This window comes from Streptomyces malaysiensis subsp. samsunensis (assembly GCF_024519315.1).
Taxonomy (GTDB): domain Bacteria; phylum Actinomycetota; class Actinomycetes; order Streptomycetales; family Streptomycetaceae; genus Streptomyces; species Streptomyces malaysiensis.
The window spans coordinates 58,555-85,202 of the sequence record NZ_JANIIC010000009.1; the positions used below are offsets into that span (position 1 = coordinate 58,555).

Below are 26,648 nucleotides of genomic sequence, written 5' to 3' on the forward strand. Positions count from 1 at the left end.
TGGCTTGCAGGTTCGCAGTGGCCCACGGCGCCAATTCGTCTCGTGGCAAGATTGGGGTCTGGTCACACGCCGAGCCGCAGTAAACCTGAGTATTGGCAAGACTGCACCATTCCATGGATTACCTTGGCCGACGTCTGGCAGTTGCGTGGCAATCAAGTTGACTTCATCACGGAGACGAAGGAGCAGATCAGCAAGCTCGGGGAAAAAAATTCCGCCGCAGTCAGACATCCCGCAGGAACTGTAATTCTTTCCCGTACTGCGTCAGTTGGCTTCTCGGCAATAATGGGACGAGAAATGGCCACAAGTCAGGACTTCGTGACCTGGACTTGCGGGTCGCGACTTGTCCCCCGCTTTCTGCTGCATGCACTGCGCGCGATGGCTCCGGACCTCAAGCGGATCGCAGCCGGATCCACTCACAAGACGATCTATATGCCAGACGTAGAAAAACTCAGGGTCCCGTTGCCTTCACTGGAAGAGCAGCGTCGCATCGTCGAATTTCTCGATGCCGAGACGACTCGCTTGGATGACTTGGCTCGTGCATGCAGCGACCAACTGGACGCTCTAGCCGAACGCTCATTCGCGAGCGTCAGCGAGATCCTGATCCCGGGCACGCTCACACAGCCACTCGGCAAGTACCCGTACCCCTGGCTTCCCGCAATGCCCAAAGATACCCAACTTACACGCCTTGGCTACGTCTGTCGTCTACAGAACGGTGTCACAGTCGACGAGGGACGCGCTCGAACCGATAGTGACGTCACTCGGCCGTATCTCCGTGTAGCAAATGTTCAGGCCGGACACCTGGCGCTCGATTCCATCACGGAAATCACTGTTCCTAAACATGTGGCGAAGCGAAGCACCCTACGTACTGGCGATGTGCTGATGACCGAGGGGGGTGATCTCGACAAGCTTGGCCGTGGCACGGTGTGGCGCGGCGAGTTGGCCAACTGTCTTCATCAGAATCATGTCTTCGCCCTGCGTCCCGAGCTAGACAAGCTGGATCCGGAATATCTGGCGTTGATGACCCAGACGGTCCATGGCCGGTGCTACTTCGAAAGCACCGGAACTAAGACGACCAACCTGGCCTCCACGAACAGCGGCAAGATCCTCAGCTTTCCCGTCCCGTTGCCCAATCTCCAGAAGCAGCAGGAGCTCGTCAGACAGGTGCAGAAGCAACAGGAGTCCGTGCGACAGGCGTGCCAGGTCCTCACCCTCCAATCGGCTCTGCTCGCCGAACGCCGCCAGGCCCTGATCACCGCAGCAGTAACCGGTCAGCTCGACGTCACCACCGCCCGAGGTGTGGAGGCCCCGTGACCCTCACCAATACCCCCCGTGGCACCGCTCCCGTACAACCCCGCCCGGATTCCGAGTACGCCTTCGAGCGGACCATCGTCGAAGCCCTCACTGCCTCCGGTTGGCACGAAGGCGAGCGGGGGCAGGGCGCCTACAACCCCGAGCTCGGTCTCGACACGGCCCAGTTGTGGACCTTCTTTGGCGCCACGCAGCCCGCCGTCCTGGAGCAACTCAAGGAGTTCACCGGCGAGGCGGGGAGCCCCGAGGCCGCCAGCATCGCCATGCGTGAGTTCGGCAAGCTACTCGCCCGCGAAATCGACGCGCGCGGCACGCTCGACGTGCTGCGCAACGGCGTCAAGGACCGTGGCCTGCACATCGAACTCGCCTACTTCCGGCCCGCGCACGCCATCGCCGAGGACGCGTTCCGCAACTACCGGAGCAACCGCCTGACGGTGACCCCCCGCCTGCGCTATGCGCCCGACCACACCCGCGAACTCGACCTGGTCCTGTTCCTCAACGGGCTTCCCCTCGCGACGGCCGAACTCAAGAGCTCGGCGTCCCAAAACCCTCAGAACGTCGAGGATGCGAAGCACCAGTACCGCACCACCCGTGACCCGAAAGACCTGATCTTCGCCAAGCGGGCCCTTGTGCACTTCGCGGTCGACGAGATGCTCGTCTTCCTCACCACCCGCCTCCAGGGCGAGAAAACGCGCTTCCTCCCCTTCAACCAGGGGTCGAAGGGGCCCGGCAATCCTGGAGGCGCAGGCAACCCGCCCCTTCCCGACAGTGAGAACGGACCGGCCTACCGCACCGCCTACCTTTGGGAGGAGGTCTGGCAGCCGGACAACTGGATGGCGATCGTCAAGCGGTTCCTGCACGTCGAGGACCCCAGGAACAAGAAGGGCGCCGCGAAGACTGGGCGGCCGCGTCGCGTGTCCGTGCACAACCGGACCCTGATCTTCCCCCGCTACCACCAGTGGGACGCCGTCCGCCGCCTCACCACTCACGCCGCGTACCACGGCTCGGGCCAGAACTATCTCGTCGAGCACTCCGCCGGTTCTGGCAAGTCCAACACCATCGGCTGGCTTGCCCACCACCTCTCCGTGCTGCACGGTTCCGCCGAGCCGGGCACGCTCGATCCGAAGGCGGTCGCCGAACGGCGTATCGAGGCCGACAAGCCTGTCTTCCACAAGATTGTGGTCGTCACGGACCGGACCGTCCTGGACGACCAGCTCCAGGACACCATCTACCAGTTCGACCACACGCCGGGCGTGGTCCGCCGGGTCAAGGGAACCGAAGGCGCCAAGTCACAGCAGGTTGCCCAAGCCCTCGGTGACACCGGCACGAAGATCATAATCGTCACGGCGCAGACCTTCCCTCACATCCTCGAAGGCGTCACCGGACTGCAGGACAAGCGGATCGCGATCATCGTGGACGAGGCTCACTCCGGCCAGACCGGCAGCTCCGTGCCCAAGATGCGCAAGGTGCTGCGCGGACTCGGAGCGGAGGAGAAGGCCGGCAAGGACGAGGAGGAGTTCCTCACCGCCTCCGCTGCCGCACGCCAGATGCATCCAATGCTGTCGTACTTCGCCTTCACCGCGACACCCAAGAAGAAGACCCTCAACCTCTTCGGTGTCACCGACCCGGACACCAAGCTCAAGCGCGGGTTCCACATCTATTCGATGAAGCAGGCCATCGAGGAGGGCTTCATCCTCGATCCCCTGCGCAACTACACCCGTTACACGACCCATTGGCGGGTCGCCAAGGACGGTGCTGAGCAGATCGAGGTGGACGAGGACAAGGCGAAGGGCGAGCTCGCCAAGTTCGTCTATCTCAATCCGACCACTCTCGCCCAGCATGCTGAGATCATCGTTGAGCACTTCGCCGTACACGGCCGCCGCCGAGTCGGCGGGCGGGCGAAGGCAATGGTGGTCACCCGATCCCGGCAGGCCGCGTACAAGATGTACAAGCATTTGGTGCAGGCCACCAAGGACCTGGACTGCGCGGACCTTGGCGTCCTCGTCGCATTCTCCGGGGAGCTGGAGGTGGAGAAGGAGATCGACGGGGTCATCACAAAGGTCAAGGTCACCGAGGCTGAACTCAACGGCGTCTCTGAGAAAGAACTCCCTGATGCCTTCGCCTACACCCGCGCCGACGACCGCTACGCCGCCCTGCGCACCGGAAAGCCGGGCGGAGCGCCCCCGCGCACCGAGTACCGCATTCTCGTCGTCGCGGAGAAGTACCAGACCGGCTTCGACCAGCCGCTCCTCACCCACATGTACATCGAGAAGCCGCTGACCGACGTTGCCGCCGTCCAGACGCTCTCCCGCCTCAACCGCACCTACCCTCGCAAGAGCCAGGAGGATCTGTTCGTCCTGGACTTCGTCAACGACCCCGAGGACATCAAGAAGGAGTACGCCCCCTACTTCAAGGAGGCCCGCACCGAACCCGCCGACGTCAACCTCCTCTATACCTCCCAGCGCGAGGTAATGGACCACCGATTGCTGTACGAGGAGGAGATGGACGCCTTCGTCCGGGCCCTGGCCACCGCGCAGGCGGCCGACGGGTCCGCCTCCGTAGGTGAGCCGGGCGCCCGCCGCTGGGAGAAGGCCCACGCCGGCCTCTATCGCCACACCGACGCCGCCCGCGCCCGCTTCGTCGAGCGCCAGGAACAGGACGGGGACGCCGCCGAGGATTTCCGCGCTGACCTGCGCGGTTTCCTGCGTCAGTACGGCTTTCTGTCCCAGCTGATGCCGCGCGTCGACACCCGCCTCGAGCGCCTCTATCTCTATGGCAAGCACCTCGCCAATATCCTGCCCCCGCCCCCGTACGATCCCTCCCTCGACATAGGAGAGATGGACCTCACGCACATGCGGGTCACCAAGGTCGGCGACTACGACATCAGCCTCACCGACAACGACGTCGAGGACCTCGCCCCATACGGTGCCGAAGGCGCGGGTGGCCACCGAGACCCGGACAAGATCCTCCTTTCCGAGCTCATCGAGGAGTTCAACGTCCGCTACGGCCTTGGGCTGAGCGAAGCCGACCGTGTGATGTACGAGGAGCGCATCGTCGCCGCCGCAGAAGATCCGGACCTAGAGGACGCCGCCGTTGCCGCCCGTAACGAGGGCGACTTCGAGCACCCCTTCAACAAGAGGTTCCGCGACATCATGATCGAACGGGCCGAGGCGGACACCAAGTTCACTGAACGCTACTTCTCCGATGCCGAATTTCAGGGGCAGCTTCTTCAGGAGGCCCGCACGGCCGCGTACCGTCTGATCCGGCGCCGCCACAACCTCCCCGACACCCGCTGAGCCCACTGCGGGCGTACGTAAGGCGAAGGGGCGGCTACCGGAACACGCCCACCAGGAGCCACCCCTTCCACGTGTACTGTTCGCGCCCTCAGGCGCCCGGCCGAGGCCGCGTATCCGGCGAACACGGTCCAGGACGCCGGGTCCACGGCGAGCTGCGGGCCCGGTCGGCCGGTCAGTATGACATTCGGGCCCAAGGGCTCCTCCTCGTCGAAGCGCCGACCGACCGCCTGCGGATCGAGCCCCGCCGTTCCGTCGGCAAGACGGTGGGCGGAGCTCGATGTGTGCCAGGCGCCTCCAGGATGACGGTGGCTGTCAGCCCTCCGTCTCCTCCTCGGTGGCCAGCCACTCCACGGCCATGTCCCACAGGGACTTCTTGCCGCCGACGACCCAACGTGCCGGTCCCTGCACAGCGGTCGGCGCCTGATCCCAGCCAGCCAGCTCCCAGATGCGGTTGACGAGGCCGCTCGCCGAGTAGGGGTTGCCGTCGTAGGCCCACACCAGCGGCTTGGAGCGGTCGTTCGTCCAACTCGCTTGCTCCCTGCGGGGGTCGGCGGTCAGCCAGGCCCGTACGGCCTTCTCTTCCGGGGCGTTCATCGGGACGTACAGGACGGGAGTGCCCTCCGCCAGGAGCCGGGCGGTCACCAGGGTCGGCACCGCGTTCGGGCGGCGTCGGCGTCGGGGCTGTGGGGCGGGCGGCTGGTAGGTGTCGGGGACCTCCGGGACGGACCGCTCGGCCCGCACCATCGGCAGGACAAGGCCGACGAGTTCCTTGCAGCGGTCCTCGTTGGTGAAGGTGCTGGTGAGGAAGGACTGCGGTCCGTAGACCGTGTCGATCTGGTGGATGAGCCACTCCACGACCGGTCTGACCAGGTCCGGGACGCGAGCGAGGAGCGGCGCGAGGTCGAAGTGCGGGTCGTCGACGTCCTCCATGCCGGGGGCGAGGAGCTGGAAGACCAGATGGCAGATCAGCAGGTCACCGCGGAGCGTCGTGTCAGCTGCCCGGCCGCGAACCTGCTCGTGCAGCCGCTCCAGCGCCTCGCCGACCTCGCGGTGAACCAGGACGCAGCGCCAGATACGCAGGGCGCTCGGCTCCTCGCCGAACAGCCGCGCGTAGTTGCCGAGCCGGCCGCTCTCCCAGAGCAGATCCGTCGACCTCTTGGCGCGAACCGCCAGTTCCGGCGTACGGTGCGCGCAGGCCAGCGCGACGGCGGCATGCGCCACCGAGCAGCCCGCCTCCGGCGCCGGATCGGCCTCGCCGCGCTTGTACACGTACTGCTTGCCGAGGGACAGGTCGAAGTCCTCGCGGATGCGCGCCTGGGTGTCGTCCAGGGCGATGAAGTCCCGTAGCGATACATCGTTCTGGGTGTTGGTGGTCTGCGTGATGCGTTTCGCGTAGGTGGCCCGCTCGTCGCCGAGGTCGCCCAGGGCGATCACCCGGACGCTGACGTCTGCATCTTCGACGGTGTCCGGTGTCAGGCTCCGTGCCTCGTGGATCGAGGTGACTGTCTGGGCGCCGTTGACGACGCTGACGTTGCCCAAGATGAGGTCCACCGGCTCGTCGGGGCGACGGCGCCCGATCCAGCGCTCCTCGATGCTGTCGCACAGTACCGTGATGCCGTTGTTGAAATACCAGAAGTTGTCGGGTTCTTCGGCCAATGTCTTCTGGATGCCGGAGTTGATCGTGGTCAGGCCGAGGGAGTTCCGGATGTTCTGGGAAAACAGGCGCGGACCGTGCCTGTCATACCACTCAGCCACTTCGCCAGCCGCTACCGTGCCCTGGAAGGCGGTGAACGGCGTGTCTCGCTTGATCCACTTCTGCATCCGCACGGTGACGTCCACCGGGGCGGGCGCCCGGTCGTCCTTGAGCTGCTGCAACAGCTCACCCGCGTCCAGGAGTTCATAGCCGAGCATGGGGCCGTGCCCGCGATGGTCCTCGACTGCACGGTCCAGGACGTCCGTGGCGTGCTTGCTGAGCGGGTCGTCCCCCACGAGCGCGATCACCAGGTGGATCTTCAGGCGGGCGTCCGCCAGTGCGGAGTCCAGCTGCGCGGTGAAGGGCCGCAGCTTGTCGTTGAACACCTCGAACTTACGCTGCTCCAACAGGCTGAGCCCGTCGACCAGAGCGAGGGCCGCGTTCTGGTTGAAGCCCGCGTTCCCCCTGTCGTTCCACTTGGCCTGGACGAGCCACACCTGAGCTCCGTCGGTGACCGCGACCGCGTCGAGCCCGCCGTCCTCGTACCCGTCGATGACAGCCTTCGCGCAGGCCTCGTGGTCCAGGCCGGTCTTGCGGCGCAGCGCTGTCGCTGCCACTGCCCGCGACAGCCATGCGCGCTCCAGGTCGCGGCCCGACTTCTGTTCCAGACCACTCTCGTCGATAAGTCCCCGATAGCCCCGCTTGAGTCCCTCCTCGATCTGGTGCAGTTCCTGACGCGTCGTCCTCGACGGCCCCCGCCCTGTACCGCTCACGCTTCTCCTCGACCCCTCGTCGCCACCCCGCTTGTGTGCGCCGGGCCAGCGTAGCCCGGCACCATTCGCTCACCATGTGCGGGAGTCAGTGTCCGCGTGGACCTGCCGTACGCTCTTTCGAGGACCAGGTGCCCCATACGTCAGGAGGACGCCACCACATGACCATGGGCCAGACCCGACGCATCGCCGATCGATACGAGCTGAGCGCGCTGCCGATGCCCGGCGGCATGGGCCTGGTCTGGGAGGGATACGACATCGTCCTCGACCGGCCCGTCGCCATCAAGCAGATCCGCGTCGAGAAGGCCCGCACGCCCGCCGAACTCGCCGTGCTGGTAGGCCGGTTCAGGCGGGAGGCCCGTGTAACGGCGCGGATCGAGCACCCGGGCGTACCCGCGGTGTACGACGCGGCCATCGACCAGAACGCCGACTCGCCCGACGAGGCCGCCGAACTGTACGTGGTGATGCAGCTAATCCGGGGCATGGACCTGCGGGACATCCTCGCCGAGCAGGGCCCCCTGCCCGTCGAGTGGGCGGTCGCCGTAGCCGCGCAGGTCTGCTCCGTGCTGTCATACGCGCACGCCGTACCCGTCGTCCACCGGGATCTGAAGCCGAGCAACATTATGATCGACAGCAGCGGGGCGGTGAAGGTCCTCGACTTCGGTGTGGCCTCTGCCTTAGGAACCGACACGGCCCAGCTGACCGAGACCGGTCGCCCGGTCGGCACCCGGGACTACATGGCCCCCGAGCAGTTCCTGGGCGTCGGCGTCAGCCCGCGCAGCGACCTCTATGCTCTGGGGTGTGTCCTGCACGAGATGCTCGCCGGGCGCAGGGTGTTCAGCGGGACGGGCGATGCCGCGCTGCGGCACGTCCACGACAGCCCCGAACCACTTCGTTCCCTGCGGCCCGACGTCCCCGTCGAGCTGGAACGGCTCGTCCTGGACCTCCTGGAGAAGAATCCCGACGACCGCCCTACTGATGCGCATGCCGTCCACGACTGGCTTGTCCCACACCTTCCGTCACTGGGCTCCGGTACCGCACCGCGAGGCCCGTCCGGCCTGGCGGATCCCACCCTCCCCTATCGCACCCCGCTCGCTCCCAAGAGCCGCCCAGCCGTACGCGCCGTGCCTGGACCGGGGCGTCCCGCACCGCCCGCCGCACTGTCCGACGCGCTCGTCCAGGAGGGGGAGGAGGAAGCGGTGCGGCTGTTCGAGGAGGGGCGTTTCACGCAGGCCGCCCACGTACTGGAGGAGCTGCTCGACCAAGCCGACCCGCTCGACCCGCGCTTGTCGGAGACTCGGCGCATCCACGCGGGCGTCCTGCTCGCAGGAGAGGATTTTCGCCGTGCTCTCGGCGCGTTCCGGCATTTGGCAGCCGAAGCGACGGACGGCAGTGACCTCCGTGAATACCGTCAACACATCGCGCTGTGCCTGGCCACACTCGGCGAGCACGAACAGGCACTGGAGGAGTACCGCTCTTTGCTGCCAGACGCCCCGCACGCCGAGGTCGTCACGCTTCGGCAGAAGATCGCTGACCTTCTGCTGGCACTGCATCGCGCGAGCGAGGCGGCCGACTTGCTGCGAAGCCTTGTGAGCGAACTTCCTCCGGAACACCCCGCCGCGGTGCGCTCCCGCGAGCTGCTCAACCGCATCCAACTCGCGGGAGGAGCGACCGAATAAGGAGCTGGTGAGCAGCGTGGAGGCGTGTCCATTCACGGATGGTGCTGACCTGCGGCGAGACCCGGTGATCTCGGCAATCTGACGGTCTTGTAGTTTCTTGGTCGTATCGCGGCCGGGACCGTCGTACGAGGAGCCTGCCACGCTGGTCGCTGTGCAGGTCGGCGTGATCGATGAGCTGCGAGCTGAGGTCGCTGCGCTCCGGGCGAAGAACGCGCGGTTGCAGCTGCGCGGAGGCACAACCGATTCCTCCCCTCGCCCGGACTCCGGTCGGCGGCTTCGGCAGCGCCAGCTCTAGTTCGGCGTTGAGTGGCGCGATCCGTAGGGTCCCGGTACGAGTCCTCCCGGCACGCTCTTCCCCTTCTCCCAGGTCACGCTCGCGCAGACCGCCAAGCTGCTCGAGCCCTGGGGCGTGGACGGTGGAAGTCGTCGGAATCCCGGACCGAGCTTGCCGCCGATGCTCGGCCGGGATACCGTCGCGCCGCTTAAGCAGCGTGTGAGCCCGCGCATGCCACATGCAGCCGCCGCCCGGTGTCCTCGGGTTTATCTCCATACCAGAGGTTCTGAAATCCACCATCACGGGTCGGCACTCGCCGGCTCCAGGCATCGGGCATGCCCACGCGCGCCCCGCGATCCACTCTGCCTCAACGATCGCTCGATGTCGTAGAAACCAGAGAAGTAGACACGGGCCTTCCCGCACCGCCCACTGTGACCGGCGTACTTGATCTCTTATTTCTTCGAGATCGGGCGGGATGCTCCATGGGTCGGAGAAAACTGGTATCGCAGACCCCGGCCTACCACTCGGAACCGGTCACGCCCGGCCGCCGCGAATGGGTTTGGCAGTTCGAGCACCTGTCGCCGTTCTGGATCGAGGGCAGAGGTGATCAGCAAGATCCGATAGCGGGTCCCACGGGCGTACTCTCGCGCCGCCCTTTCCTCGGAGACACCCAGTTCGAACTCCATCCGCTCTGTGTCCGACTCGCTGGTCGCCTTCACCTCGTACAGGCGTGTGGTGCTGCGGTAGGCAACCTCGAAGTCGTAGCCGTGGCTGTCGGATGCTGCCGCGTCCTCGTTGAGGACCGCGGCGTAGCCCGAGATCCAGTGGACGTCGGAGTACCGGCGCTCCAGCCAGGCGCGTGCGGAGACCTCGCCTACCAGGCCGATGGCTGCTTTCTGTTCCTCACTCAGCTGGGCCTTGCGCGAGATGACGATCCTCGGTGTCCGCGTGTGCGGTGCGCGGCGAGGTTGCGGTACGGACGCCATCGTGCTGAGGCGCACCTTCCCGGACTGCGCGAGGAAGGTCTCGTCGACAGTCCGCGCGGCCGCTGAGCCAGCGTTGACGCAGGGCGGCCAGGGACGGGATCTCGTCGCCACCCGCGTCCAGGAACTTCGCTAGGCGTCGCCCTCCCTCGGTGCCCCAAGCCGGGGAGAAGAGACAACTTGTCGCCTTGATCCAGTCGCCGTCACCAGTGGGCAGGCGAAAGCCTGTCTGGGGCAGCCGACGGCGCTCGACCGCAGTGAGTGAGGGGAAGAGGCGGAGGGCGAAGGCCAAGGCATCCCGGCACAGGGCGTCCGAGGGGCTCTTGGCGAGGAGATCTCTCAGTGCCTCGAAGACCCGGCCGGGCCGATACGGGCGTACCAGCCGGTGGGTTTCGAGGAAGGTACGCCCGGGACGTTCCCAGGCGATGCCGGGATGGGTGAAGGCCATACGCCGACGCAGGGCCTTCAGCGCCTTCGGCACCTCAGCGGTGCCGTTGCCGCCCTCGTCCTCGGGATGGAAGAAGACGGATTGCTCGCTCTTGCCGGCCGTCTCCGCACCACCGAGCGCGGGCCAGAGCCGACCATCCTGATCGAGGATGATCCGCCGGCCGCTAAGGTCTTCGGGGTGGTCCGCGAACGCCCGCGCAAGGTCGTCATAGAAGTTTGCCCACAGGGGAACCGGCTGGGCCTCTCGAGCGGGCTGCAACCGTTCGGCGACGCGCTCCACCCACGCCGCAGCCGTCTGCGACGAAGGGAGCATCTGCGTTGTGAGAAGGTCCTGGTGGAGCTTGAGAAGACGGGCCTCCCTGAGTGGCCCGACAGAAGGATCGAGGAGGGGCCCTCCGGCCTCGGCCAGCGCCTTGGCGGTGAGGACCGTCCAGGGGCGCGTCCCGTCAGGCCATGCGAACGAAGCCCGAAGCGTGCCCCACGCGTCGGCCTCGACCAGGGGAACGATCGGTTCGTCCGCCAGCTTCCCGTCGAGCACCCTGTCGATTCGGGCCGGGGCGTCCCAGCACACGAGGTCCAGGACGAGATGCCGGACCGCGGAACACGGCCCCTGAGCCCGCAGTGCTGACACCAACCGCAGGCATAGCTCGGCTAATTGGTCCAGGAGGAACGGGTTCAGGCCCACAGCCTCGCTGATGTGAAGCCGGGCCAGTTTGGTGAAGAACGGAGCGTGGGCGTGGCCGCGGAAGGGTGCACAGGCCGCATCCGACATCGGGAGGAAGGTGTACAGCAGACCGCGTTCCAGGTCTTCGTCCAGCCGGAGCGCGAGTCCGACCCAGGCTTCGCCTTCCCACTTCAGCCACTTCGCGTCGATCTCGCGTGCCTCGACGCTCCGTTCGATCACTCGTCGCAGCTCCTCGGGGGCGAGCGTGCGGCGGGCCAGCAGATAGCGTCCCCCTTCCGCGAGGTCAACCTCCTCGACCCACCCTCTCTCCTCCCGGGCAACCAACGTGGACGGGGCCACGGAGCGGGCCAGTACGCGGCGACCGCCCCGGTCCCCGCCGTCCTGGACGTCTACGATCAGCTGACCGACCCGGTCCAGGAAGAGCAGCAGCGGTGCCTCGCCACTGATCGCTTCTGTGGCCTGCGCGATCGCGGCCTCCACCGCGTGCTTGTTGCGCAGTGGCAGGCGTACGACTGTGGAGAATCCCTCCGCGGCCAGGGACGTGAGCTCGGCATCGGTGACCTTAGCCGGGACCGGCAAGGCCAGGGGCGAGATGTCCTCGATCACCCGATCGGCCAGCTCCGAGTCGTCCACTAGCCCGCGTACGTCCTCAGGCCGCGCGAACCGGAAGCAGAAGCCGTCGAACTCCGCCGATGACGGAGACGCCTTGGAGTAGACCTCGGGCCAGTCCGTCAGCTCGAGCACACTGCGGAATCCGAGCCCCTTGTTGCCGATGCCCTCCCCGGCGCCCTTGTCCGACAAGGCGAGTTCCGTGATCGCGCGGAAGTTGCTGTTGGTGAATCCCGCGCCCTCGTTGGCAACGTACAGGACACCATTCTCGCCCGCATGCGGGCAGACGAGGACAGCGATCCTTCCAGCGCCGCACTCGGCCAGCGCGTCGTGCCCGTTCTGGATGAGCTCCAATACGGCGCGGCCCTCGTACTCCTGGGCCGTGTCCTCACTGACCGACTTCAGGCTCTCAGCAAAGCGCCAGTCCTCCCCTGCCTGGTCGTAGATCTGGATACGCCGCCGGGTCAGCCCCGTGATGATGTCCTGGAAGGCCATGCCAGCCTCCCCGTCTCGCATGGGTGAAATCACTTATCCCCCTCTGTGACCACGCACACAACGGGTGCGTGCCAGGAACCATGGCGCTCGCCCTGGGCCTTTTGCAGCAACGCTCGCTCTTTCCGGCCAACCTTGGTGGTGATTCATGGGTCGGCCAAAGGCAGCTGCGCGGCGGCTCCGGGTCAGAAGTCATCCGGTTAGAAGCGGCATGGGATGACTCAAAGAGATGCTTCAAACGCCTTGGCTGTCAGTGGCGGATGCTACGGCGGTGCGTGCGTCATAGCTGTACTGATCACGAACGTTGTTAACACCAGTCGGGCTTGATCATGGCGAAGACCTCCGGCGTGGTGGAGCTGTCTAGGACCGCACCGCACGGAGGTCTTCGTGTCTCACCGTAATGCCCGGCTGGCTGTTCACGGCAGACGGCTACCGGTCGAGCGTGTCCGCTCCGACCGTCCCATCGCCCCTCCACCTACCCGCCCGAGCTGCGCAAGTGCGCGGTGCGCATGGTCGCCGAGGTCCGCGGTGACTACCCGACCGAGTCCGCCGCGATCAACGCGGTCATGGTCAGGCTGGGCATCGGCTCGCGCGAGACGCTGCGCAAGTGGGTCCGGCAGGATCAGATCGGCTCCGGACAGCGTCCGGGGACGACAACGGAGGAGTCCGAGCAGATCAGGCGATGAAGAAAGAGACCGCCGAACTCAAGCGGGCCAACGAGATCCAAGGCCCCGGCGAGATTACTCGCAGCCGAGCTCGACCGGCCACACACGCTCGTAGCGTGCTACCGCCTCTTACGTGTCGAACCTGCGGCTACACCAGCGCCAGCACCGTCGTACGGGGCGTAAACCGTGGGGTATCGGCCCACATAGCTCCTGGGGGCGCGTACTGATAGCCCACGGGCTTTGTGAGAGTGCTGGTCGAGTCTCATTTCGGCCGACGCTTTGTGTGTTCCGGAGTCGTAGGTGAGCCGCAGCCCGAGCTGCCGGTAGATCTCGGCCCTGTCCTCGGGCCCGGTCTGGCGCACCACGGCGGCCAGGTCCTTGATCGAGCGGACGACCTGGGCGATCCCCTCCCCGCCACGCCGTAGGAGGTGGCGGCATGTCGTCGATGTCACGGCGCGCCGCCAACGGCTCGAACTCGGGGACTACGGCAGAAGCAGCTCTCCCCGCAACACCGGTGTGTACGTATGGTGCGTGTCGGGCCTCGGACACGTACCAATTCCCCACGGTTGTTCGTCGGCCGTGGGGATTTGTCGTTCTTCGAGCCGAGCGAGATCTCGGCGCGCACGGTCGCTTGCGCTGGAGCGTAGGTGAGCCGGAGCCCCAGCAGCCGGTAGATCTCGGCCTTGTCCTCGGCCTCGGCCTGCTGGATGACGGCGGCCAGGTCGCTGATAGACCGGACGAGCCGGGCGATCTCATCGCGGGACATCCGGGCGCCCGCCCCCTTCGACGACGAGCGCAGCTCAGCCTCCGCTCTGACCCGGCGGGCCTGCGTCTCGGCGATCCACTGTGTGACGAGGGTGGGGTCGGCGCCTGCTTCGAGGGCGGCCCGGTGGGTGGCCAGCTTGGCATCGCAGTCGGGATGACCGCGCGGGCAACTGCGGCGGCAGCAGGCTCTTGGTCGGGTGCCGCCGCGGTCGCCATGAGGTCGATGGTGTCGTCGAGCCGGTGCGGCAGAAACACTGTCGCCAGCCAGTTGTCGAGTGGCACGGTGATCCAGCTCTCGCGGAGGTAGATGTTGCGGGGGTGGTGGACGCGGTTGGCCAGGGCGTATTCCTCGGGGAAGCGGCAGCGGTAGTAGGCGTCGCCGTGGGACCCGTAGCGCTTCAGAACGGCTTCACTGGTCGTGAGCTGGGGTTTCGTTGGGTGGTCAGCTTGCTCGGTGGTATTCGTTGATGAGGCCTGTGACAGCCTGTCTGCGTGCGATCTGAGTTGTCGGTAGCGGTATGACGTTCGGGTCGTCGAGGGGTGCGAGCTGGTTTCGGCCTTGGTGGGGCCGATGGCTGTTGAAGTGACGGGCGTAGTCGTGAAGGAGTTGCTCCGCGTGGCCTCTGCCAAAGATCAGTACTCGGTTGGTGCACTCCTCGCGGACGGAGCGTACGAACCGCTCGGCATGCGGATTGCAGTTGGGGCTCCGGGGCGGGATCTTGGCCACGTTTATGCCCTCGCTGGCGAACACGGCGTCGAAAGCCGCCGTGAACTTCCGGTCCCGGTCGCGGATGAGGTGGGTGAAGTTCGTGATGCGGTCGCCGACCTGCCAGAGCAGCTGTCGGGCTTGCTGGGTGGTCCAAGCGCCGGTGGGGTGGGCGGTGACACCGAGGATGTGGACGGTGCGAGTGCGGACCTCCATGGCGAACAGGGCGTACAGCCGCTGCAGTCCGATGGTGTCGATGTGAAAGAAGTCCGTGGCCAGGAGGCCGTTTGCCTGTGCCCTGAGGAATTCCGTCCACTCTCTGCGCGCCTTCTGCCGGCATTGCCCTGAGTTGAGGCTGGCGGCGCGCAGGATACGGCGGACGGTGGCTGTGCTGATGATGTGGCCGAGGCGGCGTAGCTCGCCGTGTACGCGGCGGAAGCCCCACCGTGGGTTCTCGATGCCAAGCCGGATGACCAGGTCGCGGACTTCTTCGGATATCGGTGGGCGGCCTGGGGGAGGTGGCCGGGTCCACTTCTTCTTCAGCAGGCGCTGGTGCCAGGCGAGCAGAGTGCGTGGCGAGACGAGCCGGTTGCCGCGGAGGGCGCGGGGCAGGAGCCGGGCGAGTGCGGCAAGCAGCGCCCGGTCCGGCCAGTTGGGCTTTGGGGTGGGCACCTGTCGGCGCAGCACGGTGACCTCGTGGCGCAGGATGAGTATTTCGGCGTTCTTGGCCGCGGTAGATCGGCAGAGCAGAGCGAGCCACGCGAAGATTCGTGTGGCGAGTAGGTAGGTCAGCTGTACGAGCACAATGACTGATCATGCCCGACCGCGGGGTAAATGCCCAGGTCAGCAGCGGTGAAGCTGTTTTGAAGCGCTACGCGCCCCCACCGATCTGTCACCCTAGAGACGCAAGCACTCCAGTGAGGTAGTTGCGGCAACGCAAAATAGATGAAAACCACCTCTAACGGAGTCCTACTAGTCATCTCCCTTCTCTCTGTGCAGCTTGCTGGGTCGTCGGCGTCACGGGCCAGGGGAATGCAGTGAAGTTCGCGAGTGCGTGTCCGGCGGCGATCCGACGCCGACCCGGCAGAGATCGCCGAGGGCGATCCTGAACCCCATGAGCAAACGGAATGGGCCGGACCGCATTGTGCTGGCCACGCCCTCGCCGGTCACGCACCGCACCGCGGAGGAAAACCTCGGTCTTGGGTACCTCGCCGCCTACCTGCGTCAGGAAGGGTACGAGGTCGCGCTCATCGACGGCTGGCTGCAGGGTATCGACGTGGAGGCGCTGGCGCGGCGCATCGTCGATGCTCGCCCCGCGCTGGTGGGCTTCGCCTGCTACCGCAGCAACATGATGCCCGCCATCGAGGCCATGCGGCTGGTGCGCCGGGCCGGGGTCCGGCCGGTGACGGTGGCAGGGGGCTACGGTCCGACCTTCCACGCCGCGGAGTTCCTGGAGGCCGGATTCGACGCGGTGGTGCGCGGCGAGGGCGAGTTGCCGATGCGGATGCTCGCCCAACACGTGTGTACCGGCACCCCGTCGCTGGAACGCATTCCGGGTCTGAGCTTCCGCGACACCGACGGGACCCAGCGGCACAACGCCGAGCCCGCCCCCAAGCTCCCCTTCGCACAGTTGCCGCACCCGCACCGCGACACACTCGACCTGACGATCGCGCGGCGCAGCCTTGTGCACCTGCAGACAGCTCGCGGATGCCAGGCCACCTGCACGTTCTGCTCCATCATCGCCTTCGAGCGGGTCGGCGGCGGACCGACCTGGCGCCAGCGCAGCATCCGGGACGTCGCCGACGAGATCGAGCGGCTGTGGGAACAGGGCGCCCGGTATTTCAAGGTCATCGACGACTCGCTGGTCGAACCGCCGCGGGACGCCGCCTGGTGCGCCGAACTCGCCGACGAATTCGAGTCCCGCGGAGTGAGCCCCCGGCTGCGCGGCTCGATACGTGCCGACCGCGCCGAGGAGGACGTGGTCCGGGAGCTGGGCCGGGCCGGTTTCTTCTCCTTCTCCTGCGGTATCGAGAACTTCTCCCCCTCCGCCCTGCGCCGGATGGCCAAACGCGCCACTGTGGAGCAGAACTTCGCCGCTCTGGACCGCTTCCGGGCGCACGGCATCTACGTCCAGGCCGGGCACATCCTCTTCGACGACCGCACCACGCTGGCGGAACTGGAGGACAACTACGCCGCGATGCGCCACTATTCGTGGACGATTTCCAAGGGCATCTTCACCGAGATGTACGCCGCGGCCGGCACCCGCTTCACCAGGACGCTGACCAGGCGCGGCGGGCTGCAGATTGACCAGGACGCGCTCGGCAACACCCGCTACGACGTGCTGGATCCCCGGGTGCGGTGCGTCTACGGCGCGCTCAAGCGCTGGCAGAAGGAGCACGCGGCGGTCTACGACAAGGCCATCGACCCGCTTTCCGCCCCCAAGGCCTTGGACGACGCCGAACTCGCCCTGATGCACAGACTCTCCGTCGAACTGCGCGAGACGGACCTGGATCTCTTCCGCCTGCTGCTCGACGTCGCCACCGGGCCCACGGCCACCGCGCACCTGGAAGAGGAGATCCACGACCTGGTCGAGGCAGAGATCGCCCGCACCGCCCCCCACTACCGGAAGCTCGACACGCAGGTGGAGGAGGCGTATTGCGAGGTCGGACTCGTCTACGACGCGGACGACAACCCCTTTCTGTGCTGATCCCCTCCGACTGCCCCTACTCCTCCCGCCGCTGGAGAGTTCTCCCTTTTACGGAAAGGCCGTGGTCAACGTGTCCGAAGAGCAGAGCGCCAAAGTGGAACTCCCCTGGCAGCGCAAGTCGCTCCCGCTTGCGGTGATCGACGCGAAAGAGCACTTCACCCGGCCGGTGGGCCCGATCGAGCATGAGGACGCGGACGAGTGCCCGATCGACATCAAGAACATCGGCTGGACGCTCGGCAACGACTGTCCCTACCGCTGCACCCACTGCTACTCGATGTCCGCCCGCGAAAAAGGCATGGACTTCACACCCGAAATCGTCGACCGCATCGTCGAGCAGCTGGCGGCCAACGACGTCGAGACGGTGAACCTGGGCGGCAACGAACCGCTCTTCACCAACGGGCCGAACCCCAAGAACACCCTGCTGCCGAGGATCATCGACGGTCTGACCGACGCCGGCATCATCGTGGGACTCACCACCTCCGGTATCACGGCCCTGCACCTGGAGCGTGACCACAACGCGAGCTGGCGCCGGCTCAACGACCTCGACATCAGCTTCGACTCCCCGTTCGAGGACGAGCACAACGCCAACCGCGGCGCGAAGATCTACAAGCAGGCGATCCGCACCCTCGAGCTGGCCAAGGAGTACGGCCTCGACCACTCGATCATCATGTGCGCGATGAACTGGAACTTCACCCAGGCCCACCTGGAAGGCCTGCTGGAACTGGCGGTCAAGTACGACGCGCACCTGCGGATCAACCCCATCAAGCCCGTGGAGCCCAAACACATGGACTCGCTCCTGCCTGCTGAGCAGTACTACGAGGGCTTCTCCTTCCTGATGAAGCACTGCTCTCCGGTCGACCTCGGCGAGCCGCCGATCGCCGCGGTGACGGACTACCAGAACGCCAAGGGCTGCCCCTGCGGCCGGACCTCGTTCCGCATCCACTCCATAACACCTGACGGACGCATCCCGGTCTCGCCCTGCGTGTACCTGCACGACTACAAGGTGGGCGACCTGCGGGTCGACAACCTCTACGACATCATCCGCTCTCCGCAGTTCGCCTCCTTCCGCCGCCGCAACGCCAACCCACACCTGCTGGAAGGGTGCGAAGGCTGCGAGCTGCTGCAGTCCTGCCGCGGCGGTTGCGCCGGACGCTCCTACCTGCACCATGCGCACGAGACGGGCAAGCGCTCGCTGTTCGTGCGGGACCCGTACTGCCCCAAGGACGTCGCGCCCAAGCAAGAGTTCCCGCAGCAGCCCACGGTGCCGACCGACAAACGCCTGGTGCACATGGACTACTTGTGCACCTGGATCGGCAAGCCGAAGTGACCGCGCTGCCCGGGAAGGGCGGCGTCCTCGACGGGGCACTGGTCGACCTGGTGCCGCAGCGGGTGGCCGACCGGATGGCGGCACGGATCGGTGCCGAGCACCTGGTCCAGGTGCGAGCCGACAGCTTCAAGGAGAGGTCGGCGAACGCCTGGTTCCGCGGCACGGCCCGCAGGCGCGAGATCTTCGTGAAGCTCTACGCACGACAGGACCGGGCGGTCGTCGAACGGCTGGTCGCCCGATCGCTCGGTCCGGCGTGCAGCACGCGCCTGCTGGACAGCGGAACGGCCCCGGACCTCGGCGGATACGCGGTCTTCGACTGGGAACGCCTCGTCCCGCTCCCGCCGACCGCCGACTCCGCCGCGGCTGCGGGCCGCCTACTGGCCGCCGTGCACGAGACGGCTCCACCCGGCGCCGCGCCGCTGCAGGACCAGACGCCCTGCGAGGCGCATCTCGAAACGCACCTGTCGGCGCTGGCCGCCGAAGCGCCGGACCTGTACGGGTTGATCCGCGGGCGGCTGGCCGAACCCGCGCTGAGCACGCTGGTGCGAGAGGCCGGACGGCGTTCGGTGACCGCTCCGCGGGTGCTGCTGCACGGCGACTTCTCCCTGCGCAACGTCGCCCGCGGGGCCGGGGGCCGCGAGGTGGTCTTCGACTTCGAGCGGGCCGCGCTCGGCCCGTTCGAAGTCGACCTGCAGAGGCTGTGGGACCGGGAGCTGGCAGCGATCAGGGGCGGCCGCACGGCGTTCACCGCCGCCTACCGCCAGGAGCGGGACACGGACCCGGGACCGCCCGACCCGGTCCTGCTCGACTTCGCCCGCCTGTCCTGCGCGGTCAGCACGCTGACCGCGGCACGGCGCACCGACGACCCCGACTTCGAGGCCGAAGGCCTCACAATCCTGAAAGTCCTGCGATGACGACCAAGAGCTCGACGTCCCGTCTGCTGGCCGTTCCGGCGGCCGGTATCACGCTGACCGTCACCGGAGACCCCCGTACGGTGGCCGCGCTGGAGGAACTGGCCGCTCCCTTCTTCCCGCCCTCCTGCGGCCCGGACGGACGGTCTCTGCGCACGCCACCCGCCCCGGAGAGCCACTGGCAGCTGGACCTGGTCCGGGGACCCGCCGGTGGCACGGCGGAGGCCGAACCGGACGGCACCCCCGCGCACCGCACGGACTTCGACACGGCCGCTCGCCGGATCACCGTGCTCTGCGCCGAGGCCGAGTGGCTGCCGGTGATCGGCCTCCGGTATGCCCGGACCCTCAGCCGGGCGGTGGCGATCGGGGCGGGCGCCGTCCCGCTGCACGGCGCGGCCGTGGAACTGGCGGGCACCGGGATCATCCTGACGGGCGAGAAGATGGCCGGGAAGACCACCGCCGCGCTGTCCCTGGTCCGAAGCGGCGGCGCACTGATCTCCAACGACGACGTCCTGCTCGTCGCAGGCCCGGAGGGCTGGCGGATGGTCGGCGGGCCGCGCTCGGTGGGCATCCGGATGGAGTCACTGGGCGAGCACCGACCGGTGCTCTCGGCGGCCCGGCTCGCCGAGGCGACCGGCGCGCACCCCTCCAACCGCCCCGGCAAGCGGTTCCTGGCCCCCGGAGCGGTCGAGCGGATAGGCGGCTCGGTACAGGTCCAGGCTCCGGCCCACGTGCTCATCGAGCTGGTCAGCGACCCGGATCGATCCGTACGGCACCGATCGGGCGATCACGCACTGGACGACAAGGAGGCAGCCACCGTGCTGCGCGCATACCTGGAGGATGCCGCCGACCGACGGCGTTTCGACCTGATCGACGCCCTTGGCGCCCCGCCGCCCTCACTCACCGCCGACGTCCTCGGCTCCGTGGTGGGCTCGCTGCGGTTCTTCCGCTTCACCCACCCGGTCAGTGGCTGGGTGGACGCCTTCCTGGACTTCGCCCGCGCCGTCGCACCGGTCTCCTCCGCCATGGCCGCCTGGACGGTGACCGCATGAAGCTCGGAGTCGTCCTGCGCGCCGAGAACCTCATCCGGGAGAAGGAGTTCCGCCACAACCGGGTGGTCACTCCTTACGGCCCGGTGGACCGCATCTTCAGCGGTGCCCTGCACGGGGTGGAGACCCACTTCCTCTACGGCCGCTTCCCCGGCCGGCGCACACCGAGCTGGGAGATTCCCTACCAGGCCAACCAGAGTGCCTTCGACGAGTTGGACGTGGACCACCAGATCGGTACCTTCGTCGTCGGCGGCGTCGACAAGGCGGTGCGCGGCGGCGACCTCGTCGTCCCGCACGACCTGATCAGCTTCTCGGGTCCCGGCATCAGCCTGCCGCCGCGCGATAACCGTTTCAGCAACGCGCACGTCGTCCCGGCGTTCTGCCCCCTGCTGCGCTCGCTGCTGCTCCGCGGGGCGCGCGAGACCGGGACGGCCGTGCACGAGAGCGGGGTGTACTTCAACTTCTACGGCTTTGCCCGCATCGAGACGGACGCCGAGCTGAGCCTGATGGAAAAGCTGGGCGTCCGGCTGGTCGGGCAGACCCTGGACCCCGAGTTCACCCTGGCGCGGCTGCGCCGGCGGCATTACGCCGCCATCGCGGTGGCGATCGACTCCTACCACGACATGAAGAACGAGGCGGAGCAGGACCCCGACGTGTTCCGCGCCCGCTCCCGGCAGGCGATCGCCGACGGACGCGAGCACTTCGAGCGCATCATCGAGGCAGGACTGGCCACCCTCGGCGACGCCCCCGCCGAGGAGTGCGGCTGCGCGCGCGTCGCGACCGGCAACCACCGCGACATGTTCTCCTCCTTTCCCGAGGACCTGCTGTGAACCGCTTCCAGGGGCTCCAGGACGCCTACCTGCACCATCTGGCCGAGCTGCTGGACGAGCCGCAGTTCCGTAACGCCCCTCGCGGCCACGACAGCCAGGAGATCATCGGTTCCGGCTTCACCCTGGACGACCCGCTGCGCCGCCTGGTCACGCACCCGGTCCGGCGCACCAATCTGGTGTTCAACTTCGCCGAGGCCCTCTGGTACCTCTCCGGGCGCGACGACCTCGCCTTCCCGGCCCACTACGCGCCGAGTCTGACCCGGTACTCCGTCGACGGCAGGCACCTGACCGGCACCGCCTACGGGCCGCGGATCTTCCGCCACGGCCCCGGCGCGCTTGACCAGTGGGCCGCCGTCACGGAGACGATCCGGAAGGACCCCGACACCAAGCGCGCGATCATCCAGATCTTCGAACCGCGCGAGCTCCTGGTCCCGGCCAACCCGGATGTCGCCTGTACGCTCGCCCTGCAGTTCCTGCTGCGCGAGGGCAGGCTGCACGCAGTCGCCTACATGCGCGCCAACGACGCCTACCGGGGCATGGTCAGCGACGTCTTCTCGTTCACCTTCCTCCAGGAGGCGATGGCACGGCAGCTCCGCGTGCCAGTGGGCACGTACACACACGTCGCCGGATCACTGCACCTGTACCGGCCCGATGTGCAAGCGGCTGCCCGCCTGGTGGCGGATGGCACGCGCGGTGACCTGCCGCCCCACCGCATGCCCGCGCTCCCCGAAGGGGACAACCGGCCCCATGTCGCCCGGGTGCTGGAACTGGAGGAGGCGCTGCGCACGGGCGCGCTGCGTCTGGATGCCGACCGGATCGACGCCCTCGGCATGCCCCTCTACTGGGCGCAGGTCGTCACCCTCTTCGAACTCCACCGGCGGGCACTCGCCGCAGAGCCCGCCGGCGACCTGGCCGACCTGCTGCCTCCGCTCTACCGCCACCTGATGTACCGCCGCTTCCCCACGCTGGGTGCGGCCCCGTCCTCCCTGGAGGCCACCGATGCCGCAGTCTGAACCGGGACCCGCACGCCTCACCGTCTTCCTCGGCGGACCCTTCAAGGGCCTGCTCGACCCGGTCACCGGAAGAGTCCCGGAGGCCGACCGGGCCGGCTACACCACCCTGATCGACGCGTTCGAGGAACGAGGATGGCGGGTCTTCAGCGCTCACCGGACCGAGGCTTGGGGCGACGCACTGGTCAGCGACCAGGAGTGCACCCGGCGCGACTGGGAGTGGATGCTGGGCTGCTCGGTGTTCGTGGCCCTGCCAGGCCAGCCCGCCTCCCCGGGCACCCACGTGGAGCTCGGCTGGGCCTCCGCACTCGGCCGCCCGACGGTCGTCCTGGTGGAACCGGGCACCGAGTGCGCCGCGCTGGTCGGGGGACTGCCCGGGATCGCCCCCGTACGGCTTCTGGAGCACACCGGTGACACCAAGGCCGTGTGCGATGCGGTGGAGGACGCGGCGTGGACGGGGGTACCGGCGTGAGCGGGAACCCCGCCGGGCCGCGCGCTCGCTGCCTCACCATCGGCTCCTCCGACTCCGGCGGCGGGGCGGGCATCCAGGGCGATCTGAAGGCGTTCGCCCGGGCCGGCGTCTACGGCGCCAGCGTGATCGTCGGTGTGACGGCGCAGAACACCCTGGGCGTGACCGCCACGACGTCGATCGGCACCGACATGGTCGGCCACCAGCTGAAGGCGGTGCTCGACGACATCGGCACGGATGGAGTCAAGATCGGCACCACCTGGAGCGCTGAACTGATCTGGCTGCTGGTGGACCGGCTGGTCTGGCTGGACGAGGTGCCGGTGGTCCTCGATCCGGTGATGGTGAGCGCAGCCGGCTCCGCACTGGGCGGCGACGAGGAAGCGGTGACCGCGGTACGCGAGGGACTGCTGCCGCTGACCTGGGTGGCGACCCCGAACATGACGGAGGCACGGCGGCTGACCCGGCTGGAGGAGGAGAAGGACCCGGCGAAACTGGCCGAGGCGATCGTCGAACTCGGCGCTCGCGCCGCCCTCATCACCGACGCCTTCCCCGGCGGCGCCGGGGACTGGCTCTTCGACGGTGAACGGCATCACGAGATCACCGGACCCCGGCGCGCCTCCGGATGTGACCACGGCGCCGGCTGCGCGCACTCCGCGCTGCTCACCGCCTTCCTCGCCCGGGGCATGCCGCTGACCCGCGCCGCGCGCACCGCGCACGCGACCGTCTCGCTCGCCATCGAGCACGGCGCGGCGGACATCGGGAACGGCCGCCATCCGGTCGAGCTGACCGCCGGAAGCCTGCCGTGGTGACTTCACTGGGCTGCGATGTCGCGGTCCTCGGCGCGGGAGTGGTCGGCCTCTCCACGGCCTGGCTGCTCGCACGCCAGGGGGCCGCCGTCACCCTGCTCGACTCCGGAACGGCCGGATCCGGGGCCTCGCTCGGCGCGCAGGGCCAGCTCGTGCCGCCCTCGCCGGAACTGCGGCCGTTGTGGCAGCGAAGTCTGGCCCTCTACGCGGAACTTGCGGAACGCACCGGGATGCCCTGGGACGCCGAGCCCCCCGGCACGCTGGTCCTCTCCGCGCCCGGCGCGGCCGACACCAGTAGAGCGCGGACCTTCCCGGACGCCGAGGTGCTCACCGGGGAGGAGCTGCGCACGCTGGAACCCGCTCTCGGTCCGCTGGTCACGGCGGGCCTGCTGCTCTTTGAGGGCCGCCGCATCGAGCCGGCGGCGGTCGTCGGCGCGCTGCTGGCCGAGGCTGCCGGTGCCGGGACGGCGCTGCGCCTCGGTCTGGGACCCCTCCGGCTGGAGGAGGCCGGTGCGTCCGGGTGGGCGTTCGTGCGCGCCGACGGGGAGCGGTTCACGGCACCCCGCGTCGTGATCGCCGCCGGGGCCGGCGCGCGGGCCCTGCTCGCCCCCCTCGGGCTGCGCGTTCCGCTCACCTCCGTGAGTGGGCGGGTACTGGTCACCGAACCCGCGCCGTTCACCCTCGACCACGTCCTGGCCGAGTCGGTGATCGGCGTGCCGCGGTCAGTGGCACTGCTGGCCCATCAAACGCCGGACGGCGGCCTCGTTCTCGGCGGCTCCTGGTACCCGCACGACGAGGCAGAGCCGGACGACCTCGCGGAGCGGATCCTGCGCCGCGCCGACGAGCTGGTCCCCGGCGTGGAGCGGCTGCGGATCACCGCCCAGCGCGGCGGCCTGCGGCCGTTCCTGCCCGACCGCGCCCCCGTCGTCGACCGCCTGGCACCCGGCCTCTACGGCTGCTTCGGACACGGCGGCGAGGGCTACATCGCCGGCCCCGGCTCGGCCGACCTGCTCGTCGGTCTGCTCAACGCCGAACAGGACGGGCGGGCCGCACCCGCCGCGGAGCAGCAGGCATTGCTCGCGGGGTTCCGGTTCGGACGATGGAAGGAGCCGACATGAGTTTCCTCCAGGAGTGCCGTCGGCACTGCGCCGACGTCTGGGAGGCCTACCGCCACCATCCCTGGATCGAGGCGATGGCGGCGGGCACGCTCAGCCCGGAACGCTTCGTCTTCTTCCAGCTCGACGACGGTCCGCATGTCGCCGAGTTCAACCGCACCCTCGCCCTGGGCATCGCCAAGGCCCCGGTCGGGCACGCGTGGGCCAAGGCCGCCGCCCACGTCCTGGACGACCTGTCGACCGTCGGTGAACTCGGCGAGAAACGCTCCCTGGTCGAGGAGATCGGCTTCCGCGCCGAACCCGCCTTTGACCGGTGGACCTGCTCCCCGGCCCGCGAGGGCTACCTCAACCACCTGGTGCGCGTGGGATACGAGGGCACCTTCGCCCAGATCGCCGCCAGTGTCTACCCGTGTTCGCTCTTCACCGAGGTGATCGGGGAGCGCTTCGCGGGCGTGGAGATCCCCGGCCCGCCCGCCTACCGCCGCTGGGCGGACATGTACACCCGGCGCACCCGCACCGAGATGTGCGCGGCGCACGCCCACGTGGTGGAGCGGGCCGCTGCCGAGGGAGGAGCCGCCGAACGGGCCATGCTGCAGCGGCTCTACCGCCGCAGTCTGGAGCACCAGGTGCGCGTTTTCGACGCGGCTTGGGAACTCGACGGAGCCTGGCCGGGCGGCGCGGTGGCCCAGGCCGCCCGTGCGGTCGCCGCGGAGGACTACCCGTGACGGCCGAGGTCGACCGTGCCCGGCGCGAAGTCCCCCACCAGCTCGCCGCGCGGGCTGACGGTGCGGGCGACCTCGCGTCCGTGCCGCACCACGTGCAGCCGGGCGGGCAGCAGCCGCAGCGCCTGCACCGGATCGGAGGCGTCCAGCAGTACGAAGTCGGCGGGGCGGCCTTCGGCGATCCCGTAGCGTTCGCCGAGCCGCAGCACCCGCGCGCCCGAGACGGTCACCAGGTCGAGCACCCCGGCCAGTTGCGTGTGTCCGGTGAGGTGGCCGAAGAGCGCGCCCAGCTGGGCGACGGCGAGCATGTCCCCGGTGCCCAGCGGCAGCCAGGCGTCGAGGACGGAGTCCTGTCCGAAGGCCACCGTGACACCGGCCTCCAGCAGCTGTGCCACGGGCGCCATGCCGCGGCGCACCGGCGGCGCGTCACCGCGGCCCTGGAGCACCGCGTTGACCATCGGATTGGCCACCACCGCGATCCCGGCGCGGGCGAGCAGCCCGGTCGCCGCCGCCAGGGTGCCCGGGTCGTAGGCGGCCATGGCGGTGCAGTGCCCGAGCGCGACCCGGCCCTGCCAGCCGCGGGCGAGTGTCTCACGGGCCACCACCTCGGCCAGCCGGGAGCCCGGATCGTCGCTCTCGTCGCAGTGCGGATCCATGTCGGCGTCGAACTCCTGTGCCACGTCGAAGAGTTCCTTGACGTGCCGCTCCGCGTCCCGGGGCGTGCGCTCGTAGTGCGGGATGCCGCCGACCACGTCGCAGCCCTTGGACATGGCCGCGCGCAGCGCCTCGCGCTGGCCGGGCTCGCGCAGCAGCCCGTCCTGCGGAAAGGCCACCAGTTGCACATCGCAGACGCTGCGGGCCTCCTCCCGCAGGTCGATCAGAGCGCTCAGCGCGTCCGGGGCGCCCGGACTCACGTCCACGTGGCAGCGCACGTGCAGAGTGCCGGCGGCCACCATCCAGCGCAGCACCTCGCGCGCGTTGCCGTAGACCTGCCGGCCCGTCAGCCGGGTCTTACTCCGCGCCCAGACAGCGATTCCCTCCCGCAGCGTGCCCGAGCGGTTGGGGTCGGCCGGATCCAGGGTGAGCGCGGAGTCCAGATGCATGTGGGCATCGACGAACGGCGGCACCAGCAGCCGCCCGTCGGCGTCGATGACCCGGGCGACGGTGGCCGGCGTGCCGCGCCCGGACGACGCACCGATCCGGGCGAACCGCCCGTCGCGCACCAGGATGTCCACCAGGTCCGGTCGGTCGGCCAGCCGTGCGCGCCGCACCATCAGTTGCGCCGGTTCCGGTGCTTCCTCTGTTCCTCGGGCCGGTTGCGTGATCATGC

Annotated in this window: 20 protein-coding genes; 14 read left to right on the forward strand and 6 right to left on the reverse strand. The window is 68.3% G+C overall.

Annotated features, from left to right (window positions below; all coding sequences use genetic code 11):
* Positions 1–42: 42 nt before the first annotated feature.
* Positions 43–1,311 carry a restriction endonuclease subunit S gene (locus tag NQU54_RS10370; protein WP_257630895.1) on the forward strand — a complete coding sequence of 423 codons (1,269 nt, stop codon included), beginning with the start codon at positions 43–45 and terminating at the stop codon, positions 1,309–1,311.
* Positions 1,308–4,604: a type I restriction endonuclease subunit R gene (locus NQU54_RS10375; protein WP_257630808.1), complete on the forward strand. Its 3,297-nt coding sequence runs from the start codon at positions 1,308–1,310 to the stop codon at positions 4,602–4,604. The genes NQU54_RS10370 and NQU54_RS10375 overlap by 4 nt, the downstream gene beginning before the upstream one ends.
* A gap of 312 nt (positions 4,605–4,916) precedes the next feature.
* Here the strand turns inward: NQU54_RS10375 and NQU54_RS10380 are convergent, their stop codons facing one another.
* A complete protein-coding gene (locus NQU54_RS10380) occupies positions 4,917–7,070 on the reverse strand; it encodes an AIPR family protein (protein WP_257630809.1) in 2,154 nt (717 codons plus the stop codon).
* A 158-nt stretch (positions 7,071–7,228) separates the two neighbouring features.
* On the opposite strand from NQU54_RS10380, the gene NQU54_RS10385 reads away from it, so the two are divergent.
* Positions 7,229–8,746 carry a serine/threonine-protein kinase gene (locus NQU54_RS10385; RefSeq protein WP_257630810.1) on the forward strand — a complete coding sequence of 506 codons (1,518 nt, stop codon included), beginning with the start codon at positions 7,229–7,231 and terminating at the stop codon, positions 8,744–8,746.
* 726 nt (positions 8,747–9,472) lie between these two features.
* Here the strand turns inward: NQU54_RS10385 and NQU54_RS10390 are convergent.
* Positions 9,473–10,006 carry a protein NO VEIN domain-containing protein gene (locus NQU54_RS10390; RefSeq protein ID WP_257630811.1) on the reverse strand — a complete coding sequence of 178 codons (534 nt, stop codon included), beginning with the start codon at positions 10,004–10,006 and terminating at the stop codon, positions 9,473–9,475.
* A complete protein-coding gene (locus NQU54_RS10395) occupies positions 9,924–12,239 on the reverse strand; it encodes a sacsin N-terminal ATP-binding-like domain-containing protein (RefSeq protein WP_257630812.1) in 2,316 nt (771 codons plus the stop codon). Before NQU54_RS10395 ends, NQU54_RS10390 begins: the two co-directional genes overlap by 83 nt.
* Positions 12,240–12,745: 506 nt before the next feature.
* Here NQU54_RS10395 and NQU54_RS10405 point away from each other — a divergent pair.
* Positions 12,746–12,922, forward strand: a complete 177-nt coding sequence (locus NQU54_RS10405) for a hypothetical protein (protein ID WP_257630902.1) — start codon at positions 12,746–12,748, stop codon at positions 12,920–12,922.
* A 427-nt stretch (positions 12,923–13,349) separates the two neighbouring features.
* Here NQU54_RS10405 and NQU54_RS10410 read toward each other — a convergent pair whose 3' ends face one another.
* Together NQU54_RS10410 and NQU54_RS10415 are read right to left on the reverse strand one after the other, a co-directional pair.
* Positions 13,350–13,667, reverse strand: coding sequence for a hypothetical protein (locus NQU54_RS10410; protein WP_257630813.1), 318 nt, complete (start codon positions 13,665–13,667; stop codon positions 13,350–13,352).
* A 441-nt stretch (positions 13,668–14,108) separates the two neighbouring features.
* Complete coding sequence (locus NQU54_RS10415) at positions 14,109–15,176, reverse strand: integrase core domain-containing protein (RefSeq protein WP_257630814.1); 1,068 nt, start codon at positions 15,174–15,176, stop codon at positions 14,109–14,111.
* A gap of 310 nt (positions 15,177–15,486) precedes the next feature.
* On the opposite strand from NQU54_RS10415, the gene NQU54_RS10420 reads away from it, so the two are divergent.
* The 10 genes from NQU54_RS10420 to NQU54_RS10465 all read left to right on the forward strand — a co-directional run bounded on the left by NQU54_RS10420 (position 15,487) and on the right by NQU54_RS10465 (position 25,321).
* Complete coding sequence (locus tag NQU54_RS10420; protein ID WP_257630815.1) at positions 15,487–17,079, forward strand: B12-binding domain-containing radical SAM protein; 1,593 nt, start codon at positions 15,487–15,489, stop codon at positions 17,077–17,079.
* Positions 17,080–17,140: 61 nt separating this feature from the next.
* Entirely contained in the window at positions 17,141–18,406 is a 1,266-nt protein-coding gene (locus NQU54_RS10425; RefSeq protein ID WP_257630816.1) for a radical SAM/SPASM domain-containing protein, read from the forward strand.
* Positions 18,403–19,320 carry a phosphotransferase gene (locus NQU54_RS10430; protein WP_232545908.1) on the forward strand — a complete coding sequence of 306 codons (918 nt, stop codon included), beginning with the start codon at positions 18,403–18,405 and terminating at the stop codon, positions 19,318–19,320. Before NQU54_RS10425 ends, NQU54_RS10430 begins: the two co-directional genes overlap by 4 nt.
* The gene (locus tag NQU54_RS10435) at positions 19,317–20,369 is read left to right on the forward strand and encodes a phosphoenolpyruvate carboxykinase (ATP) (RefSeq protein ID WP_257630817.1); all 1,053 of its coding nucleotides are present in this window, start codon (positions 19,317–19,319) and stop codon (positions 20,367–20,369) included. Before NQU54_RS10430 ends, NQU54_RS10435 begins: the two co-directional genes overlap by 4 nt.
* Positions 20,366–21,196: a phosphorylase family protein gene (locus NQU54_RS10440; protein ID WP_059148740.1), complete on the forward strand. Its 831-nt coding sequence runs from the start codon at positions 20,366–20,368 to the stop codon at positions 21,194–21,196. The genes NQU54_RS10435 and NQU54_RS10440 overlap by 4 nt, the downstream gene beginning before the upstream one ends.
* A complete protein-coding gene (locus NQU54_RS10445) occupies positions 21,193–22,209 on the forward strand; it encodes a thymidylate synthase (protein ID WP_059148739.1) in 1,017 nt (338 codons plus the stop codon). Before NQU54_RS10440 ends, NQU54_RS10445 begins: the two co-directional genes overlap by 4 nt.
* The gene (locus NQU54_RS10450; RefSeq protein WP_059148738.1) at positions 22,196–22,678 is read left to right on the forward strand and encodes a TIR domain-containing protein; all 483 of its coding nucleotides are present in this window, start codon (positions 22,196–22,198) and stop codon (positions 22,676–22,678) included. Before NQU54_RS10445 ends, NQU54_RS10450 begins: the two co-directional genes overlap by 14 nt.
* Positions 22,675–23,484, forward strand: coding sequence for a bifunctional hydroxymethylpyrimidine kinase/phosphomethylpyrimidine kinase (gene thiD, locus NQU54_RS10455; protein WP_257630818.1), 810 nt, complete (start codon positions 22,675–22,677; stop codon positions 23,482–23,484). The genes NQU54_RS10450 and thiD overlap by 4 nt, the downstream gene beginning before the upstream one ends.
* Positions 23,478–24,599: an NAD(P)/FAD-dependent oxidoreductase gene (locus NQU54_RS10460; protein WP_257630819.1), complete on the forward strand. Its 1,122-nt coding sequence runs from the start codon at positions 23,478–23,480 to the stop codon at positions 24,597–24,599. Before thiD ends, NQU54_RS10460 begins: the two co-directional genes overlap by 7 nt.
* A complete protein-coding gene (locus NQU54_RS10465; RefSeq protein WP_257630820.1) occupies positions 24,596–25,321 on the forward strand; it encodes a TenA family protein in 726 nt (241 codons plus the stop codon). Before NQU54_RS10460 ends, NQU54_RS10465 begins: the two co-directional genes overlap by 4 nt.
* Here the strand turns inward: NQU54_RS10465 and NQU54_RS10470 are convergent.
* Positions 25,312–26,646 (reverse strand): amidohydrolase family protein, encoded by a 1,335-nt coding sequence (locus NQU54_RS10470; protein ID WP_257630821.1) that lies wholly within the window; start codon positions 26,644–26,646, stop codon positions 25,312–25,314. The two genes, NQU54_RS10465 and NQU54_RS10470, sit on opposite strands and share 10 nt — an antisense overlap.
* Between the last annotated feature and the right edge of the window lie 2 nt (positions 26,647–26,648).